This window comes from Saccharococcus sp. Marseille-Q5394, from assembly GCF_946901335.1.
Lineage (GTDB): Bacteria > Bacillota > Bacilli > Bacillales_A > Planococcaceae > Sporosarcina > Sporosarcina luteola_C.
Genome location: NZ_CAMPPQ010000001.1, coordinates 1,031,499 through 1,049,434, shown reverse-complemented (window position 1 = coordinate 1,049,434; position 17,936 = coordinate 1,031,499). Strand labels below are relative to the sequence as shown.

The 17,936-nt window shown below is 43.8% G+C and carries 14 protein-coding genes; 11 read left to right on the top strand and 3 right to left on the bottom strand.

The window, feature by feature from the left end; genetic code table 11:
* Positions 1–106 precede the first annotated feature (106 nt).
* On the top strand, positions 107–1,372 hold the full coding sequence (tyrS, locus tag OC538_RS05225) for a tyrosine--tRNA ligase (protein WP_251694140.1): 1,266 nt from the start codon (positions 107–109) through the stop codon (positions 1,370–1,372).
* Between the two features lie 276 nt (positions 1,373–1,648).
* Here the strand turns inward: tyrS and OC538_RS05220 are convergent, their stop codons facing one another.
* Positions 1,649–2,476, bottom strand: a complete 828-nt coding sequence (locus OC538_RS05220) for a Ku protein (RefSeq protein ID WP_251694141.1) — start codon at positions 2,474–2,476, stop codon at positions 1,649–1,651.
* A gap of 101 nt (positions 2,477–2,577) precedes the next feature.
* Between OC538_RS05220 and OC538_RS05215 the strand changes: the two genes are divergently transcribed.
* Complete coding sequence (locus OC538_RS05215) at positions 2,578–4,419, top strand: DNA ligase D (RefSeq protein ID WP_262173548.1); 1,842 nt, start codon at positions 2,578–2,580, stop codon at positions 4,417–4,419.
* A 112-nt stretch (positions 4,420–4,531) separates the two neighbouring features.
* Positions 4,532–6,124, top strand: a complete 1,593-nt coding sequence (locus OC538_RS05210; protein WP_262173547.1) for a long-chain-fatty-acid--CoA ligase — start codon at positions 4,532–4,534, stop codon at positions 6,122–6,124.
* Positions 6,125–6,193: 69 nt separating this feature from the next.
* On the opposite strand, the gene rpsD is transcribed toward OC538_RS05210, so the two are convergent.
* Entirely contained in the window at positions 6,194–6,796 is a 603-nt protein-coding gene (rpsD, locus tag OC538_RS05205) for a 30S ribosomal protein S4 (RefSeq protein ID WP_251694144.1), read from the bottom strand.
* A gap of 343 nt (positions 6,797–7,139) precedes the next feature.
* Here rpsD and OC538_RS05200 point away from each other — a divergent pair, with 343 nt between their 5' ends.
* From OC538_RS05200 to OC538_RS05190, 3 genes are all read left to right on the top strand, one after another.
* Positions 7,140–8,984 (top strand): sensor domain-containing diguanylate cyclase, encoded by a 1,845-nt coding sequence (locus tag OC538_RS05200; RefSeq protein WP_262173546.1) that lies wholly within the window; start codon positions 7,140–7,142, stop codon positions 8,982–8,984.
* Positions 8,985–9,080: 96 nt separating this feature from the next.
* Positions 9,081–10,292, top strand: coding sequence for a methionine gamma-lyase (megL, locus tag OC538_RS05195; RefSeq protein ID WP_251694146.1), 1,212 nt, complete (start codon positions 9,081–9,083; stop codon positions 10,290–10,292).
* Positions 10,293–10,698: 406 nt separating this feature from the next.
* On the top strand, positions 10,699–10,857 hold the full coding sequence (locus tag OC538_RS05190) for a hypothetical protein (protein WP_251694147.1): 159 nt from the start codon (positions 10,699–10,701) through the stop codon (positions 10,855–10,857).
* Positions 10,858–10,988: 131 nt separating this feature from the next.
* Here OC538_RS05190 and OC538_RS05185 read toward each other — a convergent pair whose 3' ends face one another.
* Positions 10,989–11,489: a GAF domain-containing protein gene (locus OC538_RS05185; RefSeq protein WP_262173543.1), complete on the bottom strand. Its 501-nt coding sequence runs from the start codon at positions 11,487–11,489 to the stop codon at positions 10,989–10,991.
* 211 nt (positions 11,490–11,700) lie between these two features.
* Here OC538_RS05185 and ezrA point away from each other — a divergent pair, with 211 nt between their 5' ends.
* The 5 genes from ezrA (at position 11,701) to mbcS (ending at position 17,920) form a co-directional block, all read left to right on the top strand.
* On the top strand, positions 11,701–13,395 hold the full coding sequence (ezrA, locus tag OC538_RS05180; protein ID WP_262173542.1) for a septation ring formation regulator EzrA: 1,695 nt from the start codon (positions 11,701–11,703) through the stop codon (positions 13,393–13,395).
* Between the two features lie 136 nt (positions 13,396–13,531).
* A complete protein-coding gene (locus OC538_RS05175; RefSeq protein ID WP_251694150.1) occupies positions 13,532–14,662 on the top strand; it encodes a cysteine desulfurase family protein in 1,131 nt (376 codons plus the stop codon).
* 3 nt (positions 14,663–14,665) lie between these two features.
* A complete protein-coding gene (gene thiI / locus OC538_RS05170) occupies positions 14,666–15,871 on the top strand; it encodes a tRNA uracil 4-sulfurtransferase ThiI (protein WP_251694151.1) in 1,206 nt (401 codons plus the stop codon).
* Positions 15,872–15,956: 85 nt separating this feature from the next.
* Positions 15,957–16,166: an alpha/beta-type small acid-soluble spore protein gene (locus tag OC538_RS05165; protein WP_251694152.1), complete on the top strand. Its 210-nt coding sequence runs from the start codon at positions 15,957–15,959 to the stop codon at positions 16,164–16,166.
* A gap of 179 nt (positions 16,167–16,345) precedes the next feature.
* Positions 16,346–17,920 (top strand): acyl-CoA synthetase MbcS, encoded by a 1,575-nt coding sequence (gene mbcS / locus OC538_RS05160; protein WP_262173541.1) that lies wholly within the window; start codon positions 16,346–16,348, stop codon positions 17,918–17,920.
* The last annotated feature ends 16 nt before the right edge of the window (positions 17,921–17,936 follow it).

The following is a 17,936-nucleotide window of genomic DNA, read 5'->3' as shown; positions in this document are numbered from 1 at the left end:
ATTCTCAAGCCGGGTGGTACCGCGTTATTTGACTAAATGTCTAACGTCCCTGCATGATTCATTTGAATCGTGTAGGGGCTTTTTTTACATTATGGGAGGGATTTTAATGAAGAGCGTATTGTTGGAAGACTTAAAATGGAGAGGCCTGCTGTATCAGCAGACTGATGAGGAAGGCCTTGAGAAGGTATTGAATGAGGAAAAGATCTCGTTATATTGTGGCGTCGATCCGACAGCAGACAGCATGCATATCGGTCATATCGTCCCGTTATTGACATTGCGCCGTTTTGCATTGCATGGCCACCGTCCGATTTTGCTGGTGGGTGGTGCGACAGGGATGATCGGTGACCCATCTTTCCGTGCCGACGAACGTCAGCTTCTAACAGAAGAACAAGTGGATCAAAATGTGGCAGGACTTCGTAAGCAATTCGAAAGGTTATTCGACTTCAATGGTGAGAATGGCGCAGTCCTCGTCAACAATAATGACTGGATGGGCAACATGAGCGCCATCGATTTCCTTCGAGATTACGGAAAATTGCTTAGCGTCAATTATATGCTTGCAAAAGAGAACGTATCATCTAGGCTCGAAACGGGAATTTCTTTTACCGAGTTCTCTTATATGCTCATTCAAGGCCTTGATTTCAACCATTTGTACAATAATTATGGTTGCCGGGTTCAAATCGGCGGATCTGACCAATGGGGCAATATTACAACAGGCCTTGAAATCATCCGGAAGACGCATGAGGAAGAAGCGAAGGCATTCGGTATCACGATTCCGCTCGTTACGAAAGCGGATGGTACGAAGTTCGGTAAAACGGCAGGCGGCTCCGTCTGGTTGGATGCTGATAAAACATCCCCTTATGAGTTCTACCAATTTTGGATCAACACGGCTGACGCTGATGTCATCAAGTATTTAAAGATCTTCACCTTCATGTCACGTGAAGAAATTGAAGCGTTGGAGGTTTCTGTCCAAGAGGAACCGCATTTACGGAAAGCGCAGCAAGCACTTGCAGAAGAAATGATGCGTCTCATCCACGGCCAGGATGCGCTTGAACAAGCAATCCGCATTTCAAAAGCATTATTCAGCGGAGATCTGAAGGCGTTGACAGTTGCGGAAATGAAAGACGCATTCAAGGATGTGCCGACAGCAGAACTCGAGAAGTCTGATAAAAACATTGTCGACTTCATCGTCGAAGCTGGTGTTTCTTCTTCCAAGCGACAAGCCCGTGAAGACGTGACAAACGGTGCCATTTCCTTGAATGGAGAAAAAGTGACGGATATCGCATATGAAGTCACTGCTGCAGACCGTTTGGACGATGCGTTTACAATCGTCCGCAGAGGGAAGAAAAACTATAAAATGGTGAAATTCATCTAACGCAAAAGGCCATCCTTTGATGAAGGGATGGCCTTTTTGTATACGTGGAAATAGGGAATCCGTGGTAAAAGTCCGAGAAACGGTGGTAAACAGTCGAGATTAGGTGGTAAAGTACACCGAATCGGTGGTAATCCCCCAAGAATCGGTGGTATATGCCAAATCGGTGATAAACCAAGAAGAATCGGTGATAAACGCCCGAGAAACGGTGATAACCCAGCCCGAATCGGTGATAAACTCTCGAGAATCGGTGATAACCCTTCGTTCGCCTAAAACCTTTTACGCTTTCATCTTCGCCGCCGCTTTTTTCCTTGGAGCCGGCTTCTTCTTTTTGGTCTTATCGAGCGATGCTTGCAACGCAGCCATCAAATCGGTCGTATTGGATGGTGATATTGCCTGTTTCTCCAGTTTTGCGACAGTCACACTGCCCGATTTTTTCTCTTCAATCAATTCCATAAGAGCAGTTCTATACTCGTCCGTATACTTATCGGGATCGAACGCTGTCGTTAATTGATCAACTAACAGAAGTGCTGTATCGAGTTCTTTTTTCACAACAGAGTCTTCAGCCGGGATATTCGGCACATCTCCCACATTGCGCACTTCATCCGGAAAGTGGATTGTTTCCATCAACAGAGCGTCTTTATAGACCCGGACGACGGCTAACTGCTCCTTCGAACGGATGATAATCTTCGCCACACCGATTTTTCCCGATTCTTTCAGAGCCTTCCTCAATAAAGCGTACGCCTTGCCGCCATTCGCATCGGGCGCCATGAAATAGCTCCTCTCGAAATAGATCGGATCGATTTCCTCTAATTTAACAAAATCAATGATTTCAACAGCTTTGTCCTCATTTTCCTTCTTCAGCTTTTCAAGCTCCTCATCATCGAGCACGACAAACTTGTTTTTCGTATACTCATACGCTTTCACGATTTCTTCGCTTTTAACTTCTTTATCACAAATTGGGCATACTTTCTGGTAGCTGATTGGAGAATGGCACTCCTTATGAAGCTGACGCAATTTAATATCGTTGTTTTCCGTTGCCGTATGGAGCTTAATCGGGATATTGACAAGGCCGAAACTGATGCTGCCTTTCCAAACTGTATGCAATGAAATCACCCGCTTTTTTGCTTAGTATGGAAAGCTGACTCATTCTTATGTATACGAATTATGATTCATCAAACACTAACAAAAACTTGGAGCGATTATGGATGAAACCGATGTTAATGATGGATACAGATGAATTGCCTGAAGGAAAAGATTGGCTGTACGAAACGAAATACGATGGATTCAGGGCGATTCTCCAATGGGATAAAGAAGGGATTCAGCTATTCAGTAGGAATGAAAAACTATTGAACGACATCTTTCCGGAAATTATCGAGGATTGCCGTCGAATTGAACATATGATCAAGCCTTTCCTTCCGCTAGTTTTTGACGGGGAATTGGTCTGTCTTCAAAACGACTTCAAAAGTGAATTCGCCATCGTGCAGACAAGGGGGCGGATGCGGAAGAAAGAAGTAATTGCCCACCATTCCAATGTATTCCCTTGCCAATACATCGTCTTCGATCTTTTAGTGCTGAAAGGAAAAGATGTATCCGGCAAGGTACTTGAAAAGAGGAAAGTGGACCTAAAGAAGTGTTTTGAACAGGTCGGGCTGCCGACTACGGTGCACTATCGTCACGAAAGTCTAATTCAATTAATAGAAACGTTTACAGACGAAACCGAACTATGGGACCGAGTACGACTGAACAACGGGGAAGGGGCAATGGCCAAGCGGGTGAAAAGTGTCTGGAGTAATGAAAAAAGGACGAACCAATGGTTGAAAGTGAAAAACTGGCGATTGGTCACAGTCATTATCACGAGGTATGAACAGGTAAACGGATTTTTCACAGGTGCCATTTATAGGGATGGTCAGCTAGTTGAGATAACGACATTCAAGCATGGAATGTCAGATGAGGAATTGAAGACCCTAAGTGAGTTGTTTCTCAAAAATGGACGCCATATTGGAGACTCCGTTTACGAAATTGAGCCTTCCATTTGTGCAAATATAAATTGCATCAGCTTTGATGGGAAACATCTGCGCGAGCCGAGGTTCCATTCTTTTCAGTTTGAAGTGAACCCCGATGACTGTCAGTGGCGTCAATTGCTTAGGCAAGTGAACCCGATTCCAGATAAGATCCAAATTACTCATCCTGACAAACCTGTTTGGCCGAAGCAAGGCTTGGTGAAAGACGATTACTTACTTTATTTGCAATCGGCTGCACCCTTTATACTTCCGTTCATGAAAGAACGGCATCTAACCCTAATCCGCTTCCCTCACGGCGTGCCGGGCGAAAAGTTTTATCAGAAAAGCGTACCTGATTATGCTCCTGACTTTGTGAAGACATCAAGAGATGAGGACATTGACTATATCGTCTGTAATGATATCACGACATTGCTATGGCTAGGGAATCAGCTGGCACTTGAATACCATATACCATTTCAAACAATCAACACAAAAATGCCGACTGAGATCGTCTTCGATTTAGACCCGCCCTCCGTAGAGGAATTCTCACTCTCCGTAGAAGCCGCATTGCGCTTGAAGGCGATATTCGATCAGTTCCAACTGACTTCATTTATCAAAACATCCGGCGGCAAAGGTCTGCAAGTATATATTCCACTCCCAGTCGATACATTCACATACGACGATACTCGCATCTTCACAAAGTTCGTCTCCGACTTCCTAGTCGATCAAGAGCCGCAATGGTTCACAACCGAACGCCTGAAAAAGAATAGAGGTAACAAACTATACCTGGACTATGTGCAGCATCACGAAGGAAAAACAATCGTCGCACCCTATTCGCCACGTGGCAACGAATTGGCAACAGTCGCAACTCCTTTGAACTGGGAGGAAGTCGGGGCATCGTTGAGGCCAGAACAATTTACGATTAGAAGTGTAACGGAGCGGATGAAAACTATCGGTGATCCCTTTCTGGAGTTTAGGAAGGTGGGGGATGTACAACCGTTTGAAGTTGTACTTGAACAGCTGAGAGGGTTATTAGAGGATAACTAACCCTCCTCTTCATAAATTATTTACAGAATGCTGAATTTTATGATAAAGTCTTATCTATGTATTATTAAGTGACAGTTTCTAGATAAATAGATTTATGGAAGGGGAGGATACCATGGAAGTGCCATTAATTCTAACTCAATTTTTAGATCATGCCGTTAAACTCTATGGAGATAAAAAAGCGATTATCTGTGATGACCGGGTATTTACTTATTGGGAAATGAATGACCGTGTTAACCAGTTGTCGGATGGTCTCCGAAAGTTAGGTGTGAAAAAAGGCGACAGAGTGGCCTATCTTGCACCAAATACTGTAGAAATGCTAGAAGGTTTTTATGGCGTGTTTCAGCTAGGGGCTGTCATGGTGCCGTTGAATATCCGCTTAAAACCGGAGGATTACCTCTATATCTTAAATCATAGCGGGTCAAAGATTCTGTTTGTAGATCAGGACTTATACAATTTAATCCTGCCGGTTAGAGAAAAGCTGGAAACCGTCGAGGAGATCATTGTTCACTATTATGACGGCTCCTGTGATGAAGTAAACTATGATGAATTTTTACATGCCCACTCAAAAGAAACATTCCAACGTGAAGCTTTGGAGGAGACGGATGTCTGCAGCTTGCTATACACGAGTGGAACAACCGGAAAACCTAAAGGCGTGATGTTGACACATCGAAATAACTATCTTCATGCTTTGACATGTATGCATCATTTACGGGTAACGGACGAGGATGTCCTTGCACATGTGTTGCCGATGTTTCACGTCAATGGTTGGGGCTCCCCGTTCTACTACACAGCAAACGGAGCAACTCAAGTCTGTTTACGAAAAGCCTCGCCAGAAAGTATTTTTGATGCACTGGAGAAACATGGTGTCACTGTCATGCATATGGCTCCGACGGTATTGAATTCATTATTGCAATACTACGATGAAAACCCATTACAACTTGAGCAAAGCACGCGTGTATTTATTGCTGGATCAGCACCGCCAACAGCATTTGTCAATAGAGTGGAAGATGAGCTAGGGTGGGAGTTCATCCAAGTATACGGCATGACGGAATCCAGTCCGTTAAGTACCATCTCAAGAATCCGCACTCACTTCAAAGATTTTACAAGAGATGAAGAGTCTCGTTTAAAAGCAAAAGCGGGGTACCAAATGATTGGTACTGATGTAAGAGTCGTAAATGATTTGGGGGAAGAAGTGGCTTGGAATGGAAAGGAAATTGGAGAACTCATTGTCCGTGGAAATGGTGTCATGAAGGGGTATTGGAGAAACGAAGAAGCGACAATGGAAGCCATCCGAGATGGTTGGCTGTATACAGGAGATATGGCTGTTGTGGATGAGTATGGAACTGTAGGGATCGTCGACCGGAAAAAAGACGTCATTATCTCTGGGGGCGAAAATATATCCTCCATTGAAGTTGAGGGCGTCTTGTATGATCATCCAGCCATTCTGGAAGCGGCGGTAATTGCAGTTCCTCATGAAAAATGGGGGGAAACGCCTCATGCCTACGTGGTTCTACGTTCAGGGCATAACGCCACCGAAGAAGACCTAATTCAATTTACAAGAGACAAACTCGCCCATTTTAAAGCGATTACAGGAGTCACCTTTGTTGATGAACTACCTAAAAATGCTTCCGGAAAGATTTTAAAAGTGCAGCTGCGCAATGACTACTGGGAGTCGGTTGGAAAAGCGGGGAGATTTGTTAACTGAACTAATAGTGAAACTCAGAAAAAACCCCGAAATTGCAAATGCAATCTCGGGGTTTTCATAAGGAAGCGATTAACGAGAGTAGTACTCAACGATAAGTGCTTCGTTAATTTCAGCAGCAAGTTCGCTGCGCTCAGGAAGACGTACAAATGTACCGACTTTAGTGTCAGTGTTGAATGTAACGTACTCAGGAACATAGTTGTTCACTTCTAGAGCTTCGTTAACAACATCAAGGTTTTGAGATTTTTCACGAAGAGAGATCTCTTGACCAGGTTTTACGCTGAAAGAAGGGATGTCAACGCGTTTGCCGTCAACTAGGATGTGACCATGGTTGACGAGTTGGCGAGCTGCACGGCGAGTGCGAGCAAGACCCATGCGGTATACGATATTGTCAAGGCGAGTTTCAAGAAGAATCATGAAGTTCTCACCGTGTTTACCAGGCATTTTACCAGCTTTGTTGAAAACAGTTTTAAATTGACGCTCGTTCACGCCGAACATGAAACGAAGTTTTTGTTTTTCTTGTAATTGCAATCCGTATTCGGAAAGTTTTTTACGTTGTGTAGGACCGTGTTGTCCCGGTGCGTAAGGGCGTTTTTCGATTTCTTTTCCAGTACCGCTTAGCGAAATGCCAAGACGACGGGAAAGTTTCCAAGATGGACCTGTATAACGAGCCATGAAAGACTCCTCCTCTGTTTTGGTTTTATTTTGTTGTAAAATAAGAACCAGATGCATTCAATCCGCGTGCCATTCTATAATCTTGCATCCTCGCCTCAGCAGCCACGAGGTTACGCGATGCACCTTATCTAAAAGGAATAGACTGGACAGCATGGATCATACAACTGCTGCAACTATTTTACACAAGGAACATCATAACAATTATACGGATGTGAGTCAAGCTCTTTTCCTCGCTGTCGAAATATACGCGCAGAATCGATGTAAAAACTATTAATAATAGGTTGTATGTATTAGAATAATGGAATAGGTATAAATACGGGGAACATGAATGAGGGTGATGGAAATGAACGTTCATGAAATGACATTATATGAAATGAAATGTTCCATTTTTGATTTATTGTCAAATCTTGATCACGAATATCCTTTTGAAAAAATGCTCGTTGAGTTCAAAGAACTATTCATGAGTCATTTTGAAATTAAAGATGCGGAAATACTACTGTACGACAATAATCGTTTTACACCGCTCTTCAATACTACGTCTTATCAGAACAATCGCGGACTGGAAACATATACAAAAGACCATCCAATCTTCAATGTGTCATTCATCTCACATGCTTCCGACAGAGAATATGAGTTTGCGGATGATTCGCTTATCATAAGGGATGTCCATCTTGCTCCTCTTGCCGCACTACTCTTCAGGGCCAGTGAGAAATGGCATGCATTTTCCCAAACGCCGCACTTGAAGGTGCTGAAGAAAGCATTTGGCACATTCATTGGCCAAGTTATACAAATGCACAAGATTTCGGAGAACGAGAAGGCTTATAGGCATCTATTCGAAGTGGCCGAACTTTTCAACTCTACGATGGAAAGCGATGTAATTCTCGAGGGCTTAATGGAAGCTGTGTGTGGATCTTTCCCGGCTTACAAAGTCAATCTGCTCCTTTCGAATGAACAGAAAGGCAAAACAAATGAGTACCGTTTGTTTGACTATGCCAATGAAAGGGCGTCTGCAGTCGATGCGTTCCTATCAGGGGACTTGACGATTGAGAATGCCGTTGATATTGCAAGCAGTCTTCTGAATGCGCCCATTCGAGGAAGGCAGGGGATTTACGGTATATTGCAGATAACTGCCCCGAAAAACACTGAATTTACGGTTGCGCAGAAGAGTTTTATCCGATCAATGGCGAATGGCGCAGGTAATGCACTCGAAAACGCCAGTCTCTACGACCAATCCCATCGCCTAGTCGATGATCTGCGATTAGTGAATGAAGCGTCTAGGGAATTGAATAGTAATTTGGATCTAGATGAAATGATCGCTTTTCTCAAAGTCCAGTTCATGAATGCGTTCTGCCCGCATGAAATGGCCTTTATCTTTTATGAAGACCAATGCAACTACTCCATCTCACCTTCGTCGACGCCACTCTTCAAAGAAACTGCAGGTAAAAGATATATAGATTCAGTTTCAGCACGTTTCAGAAATGGAGAAGAAGCAATTTTCGACGCCAATATACAAGAGGGTAATATCAATGAGTTCAAATCACTTGTGGCCCTTCCGATCAGCAATGGAGGTGAGGTGATCGGATTCGTAATCCTCATGCACCGGGAAGAGTACTTTTTTTCATTTGACAGTTATAAATTGATGCGCTCCCTCATCGGCCATTCATCGCTGGCGATTTCGAACATCATGCTGCGCGATCAGTTGCAAGAGCTTGTCAATAAAGATCATCTCACTAAATTATTTACTCGTTCGTATTTAGATGAAATTGTTACAGCATCGATAGATAGAGAGGAATCCGGCGTATTCATCTTATTGGATGTCGATGATTTCAAATTGGTGAATGACTCTTACGGGCATACAACAGGGGATATGGTGTTGCGGCAGATCTCGGCCTTGATCCTCTCGATAGTGGAAGGTCGGGGAATCGCAAGCAGATGGGGCGGTGAGGAAATTGCCGTCTTCATGCCGTCCGCAACAGTAGAAGAAGGACTGGATTTGGCCAAACAACTTGTTGTAGGAATACCTGAGGCCACAGATCCAACAGTGACAGTATCGATTGGCTTGAGTGGTTGGTCTCCTACTGACGGCAAATCGTATAAGGAGCTTTTCCAAGCGACGGATCATGCACTTTATCATGCGAAAAACCATGGGAAGAACAGGTTCGTTCTACATGAGCAGCTTCAGCGCTAAAAATGACGCTGAAGTTGCTCTTTTTCTTTTTCATAAAAGAGAGTAAGATGAAATTAGGAAATGTAAGTGCTTACAATATTGAAGGGCGGAATGGAAATGAATAAATCGAAACTGCACAAAGACACACTCGTAATCCATGAAGGCTATGATGATACTGAACATCATGGCAGCTTGGCTGTGCCACTCTATCAGACTTCGACATATTCTTTTGAAACTGCAGAACAAGGGGAAAAGCGCTTCTCGGGTGAAGAGGCGGGCAATATTTACTCACGGCTCGGCAATCCGACAGTCCGTATACTTGAGGAAAGGATGGCCGCTCTTGAAAATGGGGCAGGTGCACTTGCTTTCGGTTCCGGAATGGCGGCGGTCAGCTCCATACTTGTCCACTTGACGAAAGCGGGCGACCATATTATCTGCTCCAGGGGAATCTATGGATGTACATTCGGTTTACTAGGAATCATGGAAGAGAAATATAATATTACCCATAGCCTGATCAGCATGACGACCGAGGATGAGATTGAAAAGGCAATCACACCGGAAACGGTATGTATTTATGTGGAAACGCCGATCAATCCGACGATGGAATTGGTAGACTTGAAAATGGTCTGCGATGTAGCTCGGAAACATGGATTAGTAGTCGTCGTAGATAACACATTCACCTCGCCTTATTTACAAAACCCCATTGATTATGGAGCGGATTTTGTCTTGCATAGCGCAACGAAATATATTAATGGTCATGGAGACGTAATCGCTGGACTGCTCGTCGGAAAGGATGCCGAAGAGATGCAAAAGCTGAAGATGACCGTTCAAAAAGATTACGGAGCGATTATGTCCCCGTTCGATGCATGGTTGCTCATCCGTGGATTGAAGACGTTGTCAGTCCGAATGGAAAGGCATACGGCTAATGCTGAAAAACTCCTTGCCTATTTGAAAGGACAAAAACTTGTCGAAAATATCTACTATCCTTTCGATCAAAGCAATCCACAATTTGAAATTGCCAAGCGACAAATGAAAGCTGGAGGCGGGCTCATTTCATTTACAGTAAAAGGCGGTAAAGAAGGCGCGCAAACATTCATGGATAGCCTCTCGTTGATCAAAATAGCCGTCAGTCTTGGTGATGCCGAAACACTCATTCAACACCCGGCTACGATGACGCATTCAGGCGTGCCGGAAGCCGACCGCTTGCAGATGGGCATTGAAGATTCTTTGCTCCGTCTATCTGTCGGTCTCGAATACGCTGACGACCTCATTGCCGACTTGGATTCCGCATTCATCGCATTGGCACAAAAATATTCCACACATGCATAAAAAATGAGGCTATCCCAGAAAATCAGCAAAATCTGACTTTCTGGGATAGCCCTTTTTACTTGAAATAAATGAAGTAGCCTTACCAACCGTTGCTTTCCGTTCCAGGCGCACGCTTTCCGGGGGGCGGGCGGTGAGCCAATCGAACAGCGAAGGGTTCGATTGCCCCTATTTATGCGTTCTTTGCAGAAATTAAGGCATCCTCCTTCTGCTCGCAACGCTGCGCTTGTGCTCGCAAACGCCGTTCTTCGTAACGGCGTTCGCTAATCCCCCAGGAGTCGGCGCCTTCCTCTCCAAGCAACTTACAGCTACAATTAAAGAATTATATATAATAATTCATCAATCAGGAAAATTGGAGTGACTAGACCCCACTTCGGAAACTTGAATCTTACTCGAAGGTATTTTAAAAATGGCTCAAGTGAAAAAGCTAGGAGATGCTATTTTTAACATCGCTCTAGCTCAAATGCAATCCAAAATAGAAGAGAGTTTATTTGTTGATGATAAAATTGAAAATATTGCAGTGGCCGAAAAAGTAGGGATGAAAGGGCTTCACTTAGATAAAGGATAAACACTTAGAAAATTGCCAGAAAAGGCGACACTCCTGCGGGAACAGCGTTGACCGAAGACCCCGCAGGAGCGCAGCGACGAGGAGGCTGAGGCGACGCCCGCGGAAAGGGAGCCGTTCTGGTGATTTTCGTATTACTGGTTAGACTCTTTATAAATATGCTTAATTAAGACATTCACAAATTGCTCTAGCCCCGCTTGATCATCTTCATTAAAACGATCATACTCGGGACTGTCGATATCGAGAACTCCGATCACTTCACCGTCTTTAATCAAAGGAACTACAATTTCTGAACGAGATGCGGCATCACATGCTATATGGCCCGGAAACTGATTGACGTCCGGAACCAAAATGGTCTCCTGTTTTTGGGCTGCAGTTCCGCATACACCTTTCCCTAGCGGAATGCGAATGCAAGCAGGTAATCCTTGGAATGGCCCGAGCACAAGTTCATCCTCTCCATCCATCATATAAAAGCCGACCCAATTGATACGATCGAAAAATTGATTCAACAAAGCAGAGGCATTGCTCAAATTCGCATAGCGGTTGCTCTCTCCTGTAAGCAACGCATCAAGCTGTTTTGCCAGTTGTACATACTTCTCCTTTGGAATATCCGAATAATTCGTAGCAGTAAACAAAAAATGCACCCCCTGAATATAGTCTCATTAAGTATAAATCTCTTATGGAATTTCTACAAATTTCGCGGAATTTAGCGCGAAAAACATCTTTTTCCCTATAATTCGTCCAAATTCATATGAAAAGTCTTTAAACATGTTACTATATAAGATAATATTGTTGTAAATAGCAGTTAAAAGTATATTTCAGTGACTTCGGAATAGGGGGATCACAATGGTGAAATACTTCATCATTCCAATTATTGTTCTACTTGTACTTGTTACCATCGCCTTTTTGTTCAGGCGTAAACATATTAGCGAAATCAACAAATTAGAACATGAAAAGATGCAAATACAAAATAAGCCGATTTTTGAAGAAATGATGAAAGTAAAACAACTGAATATGACAGGCGAAACTGAGGAGAAATTCGAGCGGTGGAGAAATGAGTGGACCGAAGTCGTCGATGTACATATGCCTAAAATCGATTCGTTGCTCTTCGATGCGGAAGATATGATCGATCGTTTCCGATTTAAAAAGGCGACGGCGACGGAAAAAGAGATCCAGGAAAAAATCCGCGATTGTGACAAGAGGAAAAACGACATACTGGATGAGCTGAATGAATTGATCGGCAGCGAGGAAAAGAATAGGATTGAAATGGAAAACCTCCGCGAGCAATATAGATTGGCGAGAAAGTCAATTTTAGCCCATCAACATTCTTACGGAATGACTGTCGTCCCATTGGAGAAAGAACTTGAGTCCTTCACTCCTAAATTTGAGGAATATGACGAGTTGACGGCAAATGGAAACTATTTGCTTGCACGTGAAATTGTCATTACTCTATCTGCAAAAGGGGAGAGGCTTTCGACGCTTATCCATGAGATACCTTCATTGCTGACAGAGCTTCAAAACAAGATGCCTGCTTCCATACGGGAACTGCGGATCGGGATTAAGGGAATGGAAGAACAATTTTATAACTTGGCACATCTTGACCTGCAGAATCAGTTAGATGAAATCGAAGATGGAATTGGTGAACAATTGACGAGGTTGGCTCAACTTGACATCGATACAGTACGGCAAAATGTGATGGATATGAACGACCGCATCGATACATTCTATGATTCATTGGAAAAAGAAGTAAATGCCAAGCATTATGTTGATTTTCATTTTGTTGAAATTGAAGAAGCGCTTAATGCCATTATACAGTTAACGAGGGAAACATCCGATGAAGCCGTCTATGTCCAACAAAGTTACCGATTGGATGAAAAAGAAGCGAAATTGCCTCAAGCAAGCTTGAAAAGGTTGGAAACGATCCAAAATCGTCATGACACGTTGAAAATCATGATGGAAGAAGAAGATTCGGCTTATTCCTACATACAAACGGAACTTAAAGGAATTTCCGATGAGCTTGAGGAAATTGCAGAGGAACAAGAATGTCTTGCCAATCGGATGAAAAATCTTCGAATTGATGAAAATAATGTTAGAAACAAGCTGGCTGATCTTGCAAGGGAATTGCAAAATGCTGATCGTAAGCTGCACAGAGGCAATATCCCTGGCATTCCAGATGAAATGGACGCCAGGCTTGAAGAGGCGGAAGAACAACTTTTCCTCGTAAGCCAAAGCTTACAGGAAATCCCTTTGAATATGTCGGTTGCTGAAAGCTATTTAGCGAATGCGCAAACTGTTGTCAAAGAAGTGAATGAAAAAGTCGAGGAACTTCTCGAAAATGTAATGCTTGTAGAGCGAATCATCCAATATGGAAATCGCTACCGTGCATCCAATCCGGAAATGCACGAAAGATTGCTCGATGCAGAAGAATCATTCCGGCAATTCCGCTATGCGAAGGCACTGGAAGAAGCGGCGACAGCCGTGGAAGCAGTCGAGCCCGGTGCAATGAAGCGAATTGAAGAAATGTTGAAGGAACAAGTGTAATGTAAGGTAACAATTGATAGTTGGTTGACAGGAACTGGCCACCGGCATACTAAGTGCAGGTGGCTTTGTTGCGACCAAAAGCGCCAGCGTTTGAAGCAGGTGGCTTTGTCACGCTCAAATAGAAAGGAAAATCCATATGATTTATTTTGATAACAGCTCAACGACAAGGCCGGATGATAGCGTACTCGAATCTTTCATTGCCGCTAATATGAAATATTATGCGAATCCCGCTTCGCTGCATGTGTTAGGAAGGGAAGCGGAAGCTTTATTGAAGCGTTCTAAAGAACAAATGCTCAAGCTTGTCGATAATGAAAGCGGAGAAGTCATTCTCACGTCTGGTGGCACGGAAGCGAATAATTTGGCCATCCTTGGTATCGCTGAAGCATACTCTTCGAGAGGCAATCATGTGATCACAACCCAAATAGAACATCCTTCCATCATGAACGCATGTAGAAAATTGGAGGAAATCGGATTCGAAGTGGACTATTTGACAGTGGACGCCGAAGGCCTTATTTCTATAGAGGAATTGGAGAAGAAGCTTAGAAAAGACACTATTCTTGTCAGTATCATGCATGTCAATAATGAAATCGGCACAATCCAACCGATCAGGCAGTGCGCCGATTTGATCAAAAAAAGTAGCCGTGCAGTTTTTCACTCGGATTGCGTCCAAAGTTTCGGGAAGTTGCCTGTCAGCATGGAATCCCTTGGTCTGGATGCCGTTACCATTTCAGCGCATAAAATGAACGGATTGAAAAACTCGGGTGCTTTGCTATTGAAAAAAAACGTTACGCCACAAGCCATCAACTTCGGCGGCGGCCAAGAAAATGGCTTGAGGAGTGGTACGGTTTCTGTACCGAATGCTGTTGCCATGGCAAAAGCGATGAGAATAAGCACTATTCAGGAAGAAAGGGCAGACTATAGGGAGTGGCGGAATCTGCTGATGGATGCATGCAGTTTGTATGAAAACATACGCATCCTATCGCCGCAATATGGTGCTCCGCATATTTTATCCATTTCGTTCAAATCAATCAATGGAGAAGTGGCCGTGAATTACTTCCAAGAGCAAGGAATCATCATATCGACTTCAAGCGCCTGCTCCTCAAAAAACAAAAGTGTTGGACATGTCATTGAAGCAATTGGATTGGAAAATAAATTTAAAAACGGTGTCATCCGAGTCAGCTTCGGCAACACTAATACAAAAGATGAAATCGACGAATTCATAAATGTGCTTAAACGCTTCATGGAATTGATTGAGAGGGGAATGTAACTAATGAAATGGAAAGAAATTTTAATACGATACGGAGAATTGTCTTTGAAAGGACGTAACCGCAATCACTTCGTTCGTAAATTAAGAAACAACATAAAGGGTGCAATGAGTGATTTGAAATCGATTCAATTGCGAGCAGAGCGAGATCGCATGTTTTTAGTCGCGGAGGAAGAGTCGGATATGCAAAAGGCAATTGAACGGCTGCCGTATATTTTCGGAATCCAGTCATTCAGTCCTGTCGCTATGTGCGAAGCCGATTTGGATGCAATTAAAGAGAAGGCTCTTGAAGTGGTAGGTACTGAAGAGACGTCAGGAAAAACATTCAAAGTGGAAATAAAACGTGCGGATAAGACATTCCCGTACGTAACGGCTGAACTGCAACAAGCACTCGGTGGACATGTATTGCATCATTATCCCGAACTTGTCGTTCAAATGAAAAAGCCGGATATACTGCTGCATGTTGATATTCGCAAGGAAGGGGCTTTCCTAACGTCCAAAGTGTATAAAGGTGCGGGTGGCATGCCAGTCGGTTCAAATGGGCATTCATTGCTAATGCTTTCAGGAGGCATCGATAGTCCTGTGGCGGGATATCTTCTCATGAAACGCGGCGTTTCAATTGATGCGATCCATTTTGCAAGCCCTCCGTATACGAGTGAGTTGGCAAAACAAAAAGTGATGGATTTGACTGAAAAACTATGCTCGTTCGGTGCACCAGTCCGTCTTCACGTCATTCCTTTTACAGAATTGCAGCAAGCCATCGTCCAACAAGTACCGGATAATTTATCAATGACGACTACGAGAAGAATGATGCTCCAAATCGCCGATAAAGTGAGAGAAGAAATCGGCGCATTAGCGCTTGTCACCGGGGAAAGCCTCGGCCAAGTGGCGAGTCAAACGCTTGAGAGCCTGACTGCTATTAATGAAGTAACTTCCACGCCAATTCTCCGTCCATTGATTGCGATGGATAAACTGGACATTATCGAGCTTTCAGAAAGGATCGGGACTTACGAAACTTCAATTAGGCCATATGAAGACTGCTGTACAATCTTTACCCCGAGCAATCCAAAAACAAAACCGAAACTTGAAAAAGTCCATCGTTTTGAAAGCTTTTTTGATTTTCAACCATTGATTGAAGAAGCGGTGAGAAATAGAGAGGTTATCGAAGTTTGGCGGCAACATGAGAAGGATGATTTCGAGGATCTGCTTTAATTCAAGGGCAATAATTACCATTTAAGCCTCCTGCATGAATTTCCGGAAACGGTCCATTCTATATGCACAAGGAGGTGAGAACAACATGGCTAACAACAACAGCGGCAACTCAAACCAACTTCTAGTTCCAGGGGCACAACAAGCACTTGACCAAATGAAAAACGAAATCGCTGCAGAATTTGGTGTAAACCTTGGAGCAGACTCCACATCGCGTGCCAACGGTTCCGTCGGCGGAGAAATTACTAAGCGATTAGTGCGTCAAGCCCAACAACAAATGAACGGTTTCCAACAATAATAACAGACGCACGCCAGCTGTCCCGGTTTTCCGGGGCAGTTTTTCTTTTAGTTGCATTACACCTCATTCTTCACCTAGAAAGGATAGGTTATTCATACGCCTTGCAAGAAAAATGAATATGTTTTGAAATTTCGACAAGACGTTTGTATAATTGTAATAGAAGAAAAGGGGGAAATTAGATGAATCGTGAAGAATTACTTGCACCGGAGAACTATAATCTTGTTTCTGAATTTGAAAAATACGCTACTGGCGCGGAAAAGCGCGCGCTCATTTATATCAGTTCTGACGGACAGGAAAAGGAAATTACATACGATAAATTAATGGATTCAGCGAAAAAGTGTGCAAATGTTTTTATCGAAAACGGGTTAGGCAAAGGGGATGTCATCCTTGTCATGGTCCCCCGGACAATTGATGCATATATAACTTATATCGGAGCTTTGATGGCAGGGATTGTTGTCATCCCGAGCTCTGAAATGCTTCGTTCTTCGGATATCGAATATCGGTTGGAGCATAGTCAAGCGAAAGCAATCGTCGCTTATGATGCATTCATGGACCAGTTTGAAGAAGTGGGCAATCTACAAGACGTCCAATTATTTGTCATAGGTGAAGCAAAGGACGGACAAAAATCATTGACACGAATGATGGAATCGACCAACTCTGTTTTTGAAGTTCCTGCTACTAAGGGGACGGATATAGCGTTCCTGTCATATACATCAGGTACGACAGGGAAGCCGAAAGGAGTCGTTCACACACACGCTTGGGCTTATGCACATTTACGGACCGCGGGAACAAGCTGGCTTGGCATAGAAGAAGGGGATGTCGTATGGGCGACCGCCGCACCGGGATGGCAAAAATGGATCTGGTCCCCTTTCCTTTCCGTGCTAGGCAGCGGAGCGACAGGACTTGTTTATGACGGCAAATTCGATGTGAAAACATATTTGGATTTAATGAAAAAATATGCCGTAAACGTGCTATGCTGTACGCCAACGGAATACCGGTTCATCGCAAAGGCTGAAAATTTACAGGACTATGACCTTTCCTCCCTTCGTAGTGCTGTATCCGCAGGTGAGCCTTTGAACAGGGAAGTAATCGATATTTTTGAGAGAACATTCAATCTTGCGGTCAGGGATGGATATGGGCAAACGGAAAATACACTGCTTGTCGGAACGATGTTAGGAATGGAAGCCAGACCGGGTTCGATGGGGAAACCGACTCCGGGAAACCGAGTGGACATCATCGATGACGAAGGCAATCCGGTTTCTGCCGGAGAGGTCGGCGATATTGCCGTCCACATTTCAACGCCTGCCCTCTTCAAAGAATATTTGAATGACCCCGAAAGGACAAAAATGCAATTCAGGGGCGAATATTACGTGACGGGGGACCGTGCACGGCTCGATGAGGATGGCTACTTCTGGTTTGAAGGGCGAGGTGATGATATTATCATCAGCTCAGGTTATACGATCGGTCCATTCGAAGTTGAAGATGCATTGACGAAGCATCCCGCTGTACGCGAATGTGCAGTTGTCGGCAGTCCCGATGAAGTGAGGGGTAGCATCGTCAAAGCCTTCATCGTCCTACGCGATCCTGCGATGAAGCAAGATGACAATCTCGTAAAAGAATTACAGGAACACGTGAAAACACTTACAGCTCCTTATAAATACCCGCGAAAAATCGAATTCTTGAGTGAATTGCCGAAGACGGCCTCCGGTAAAATCATGCGCGTAGAATTGAGGAAGCAAGAGCTGAATAAATGATTCGCTTTTACCGTCC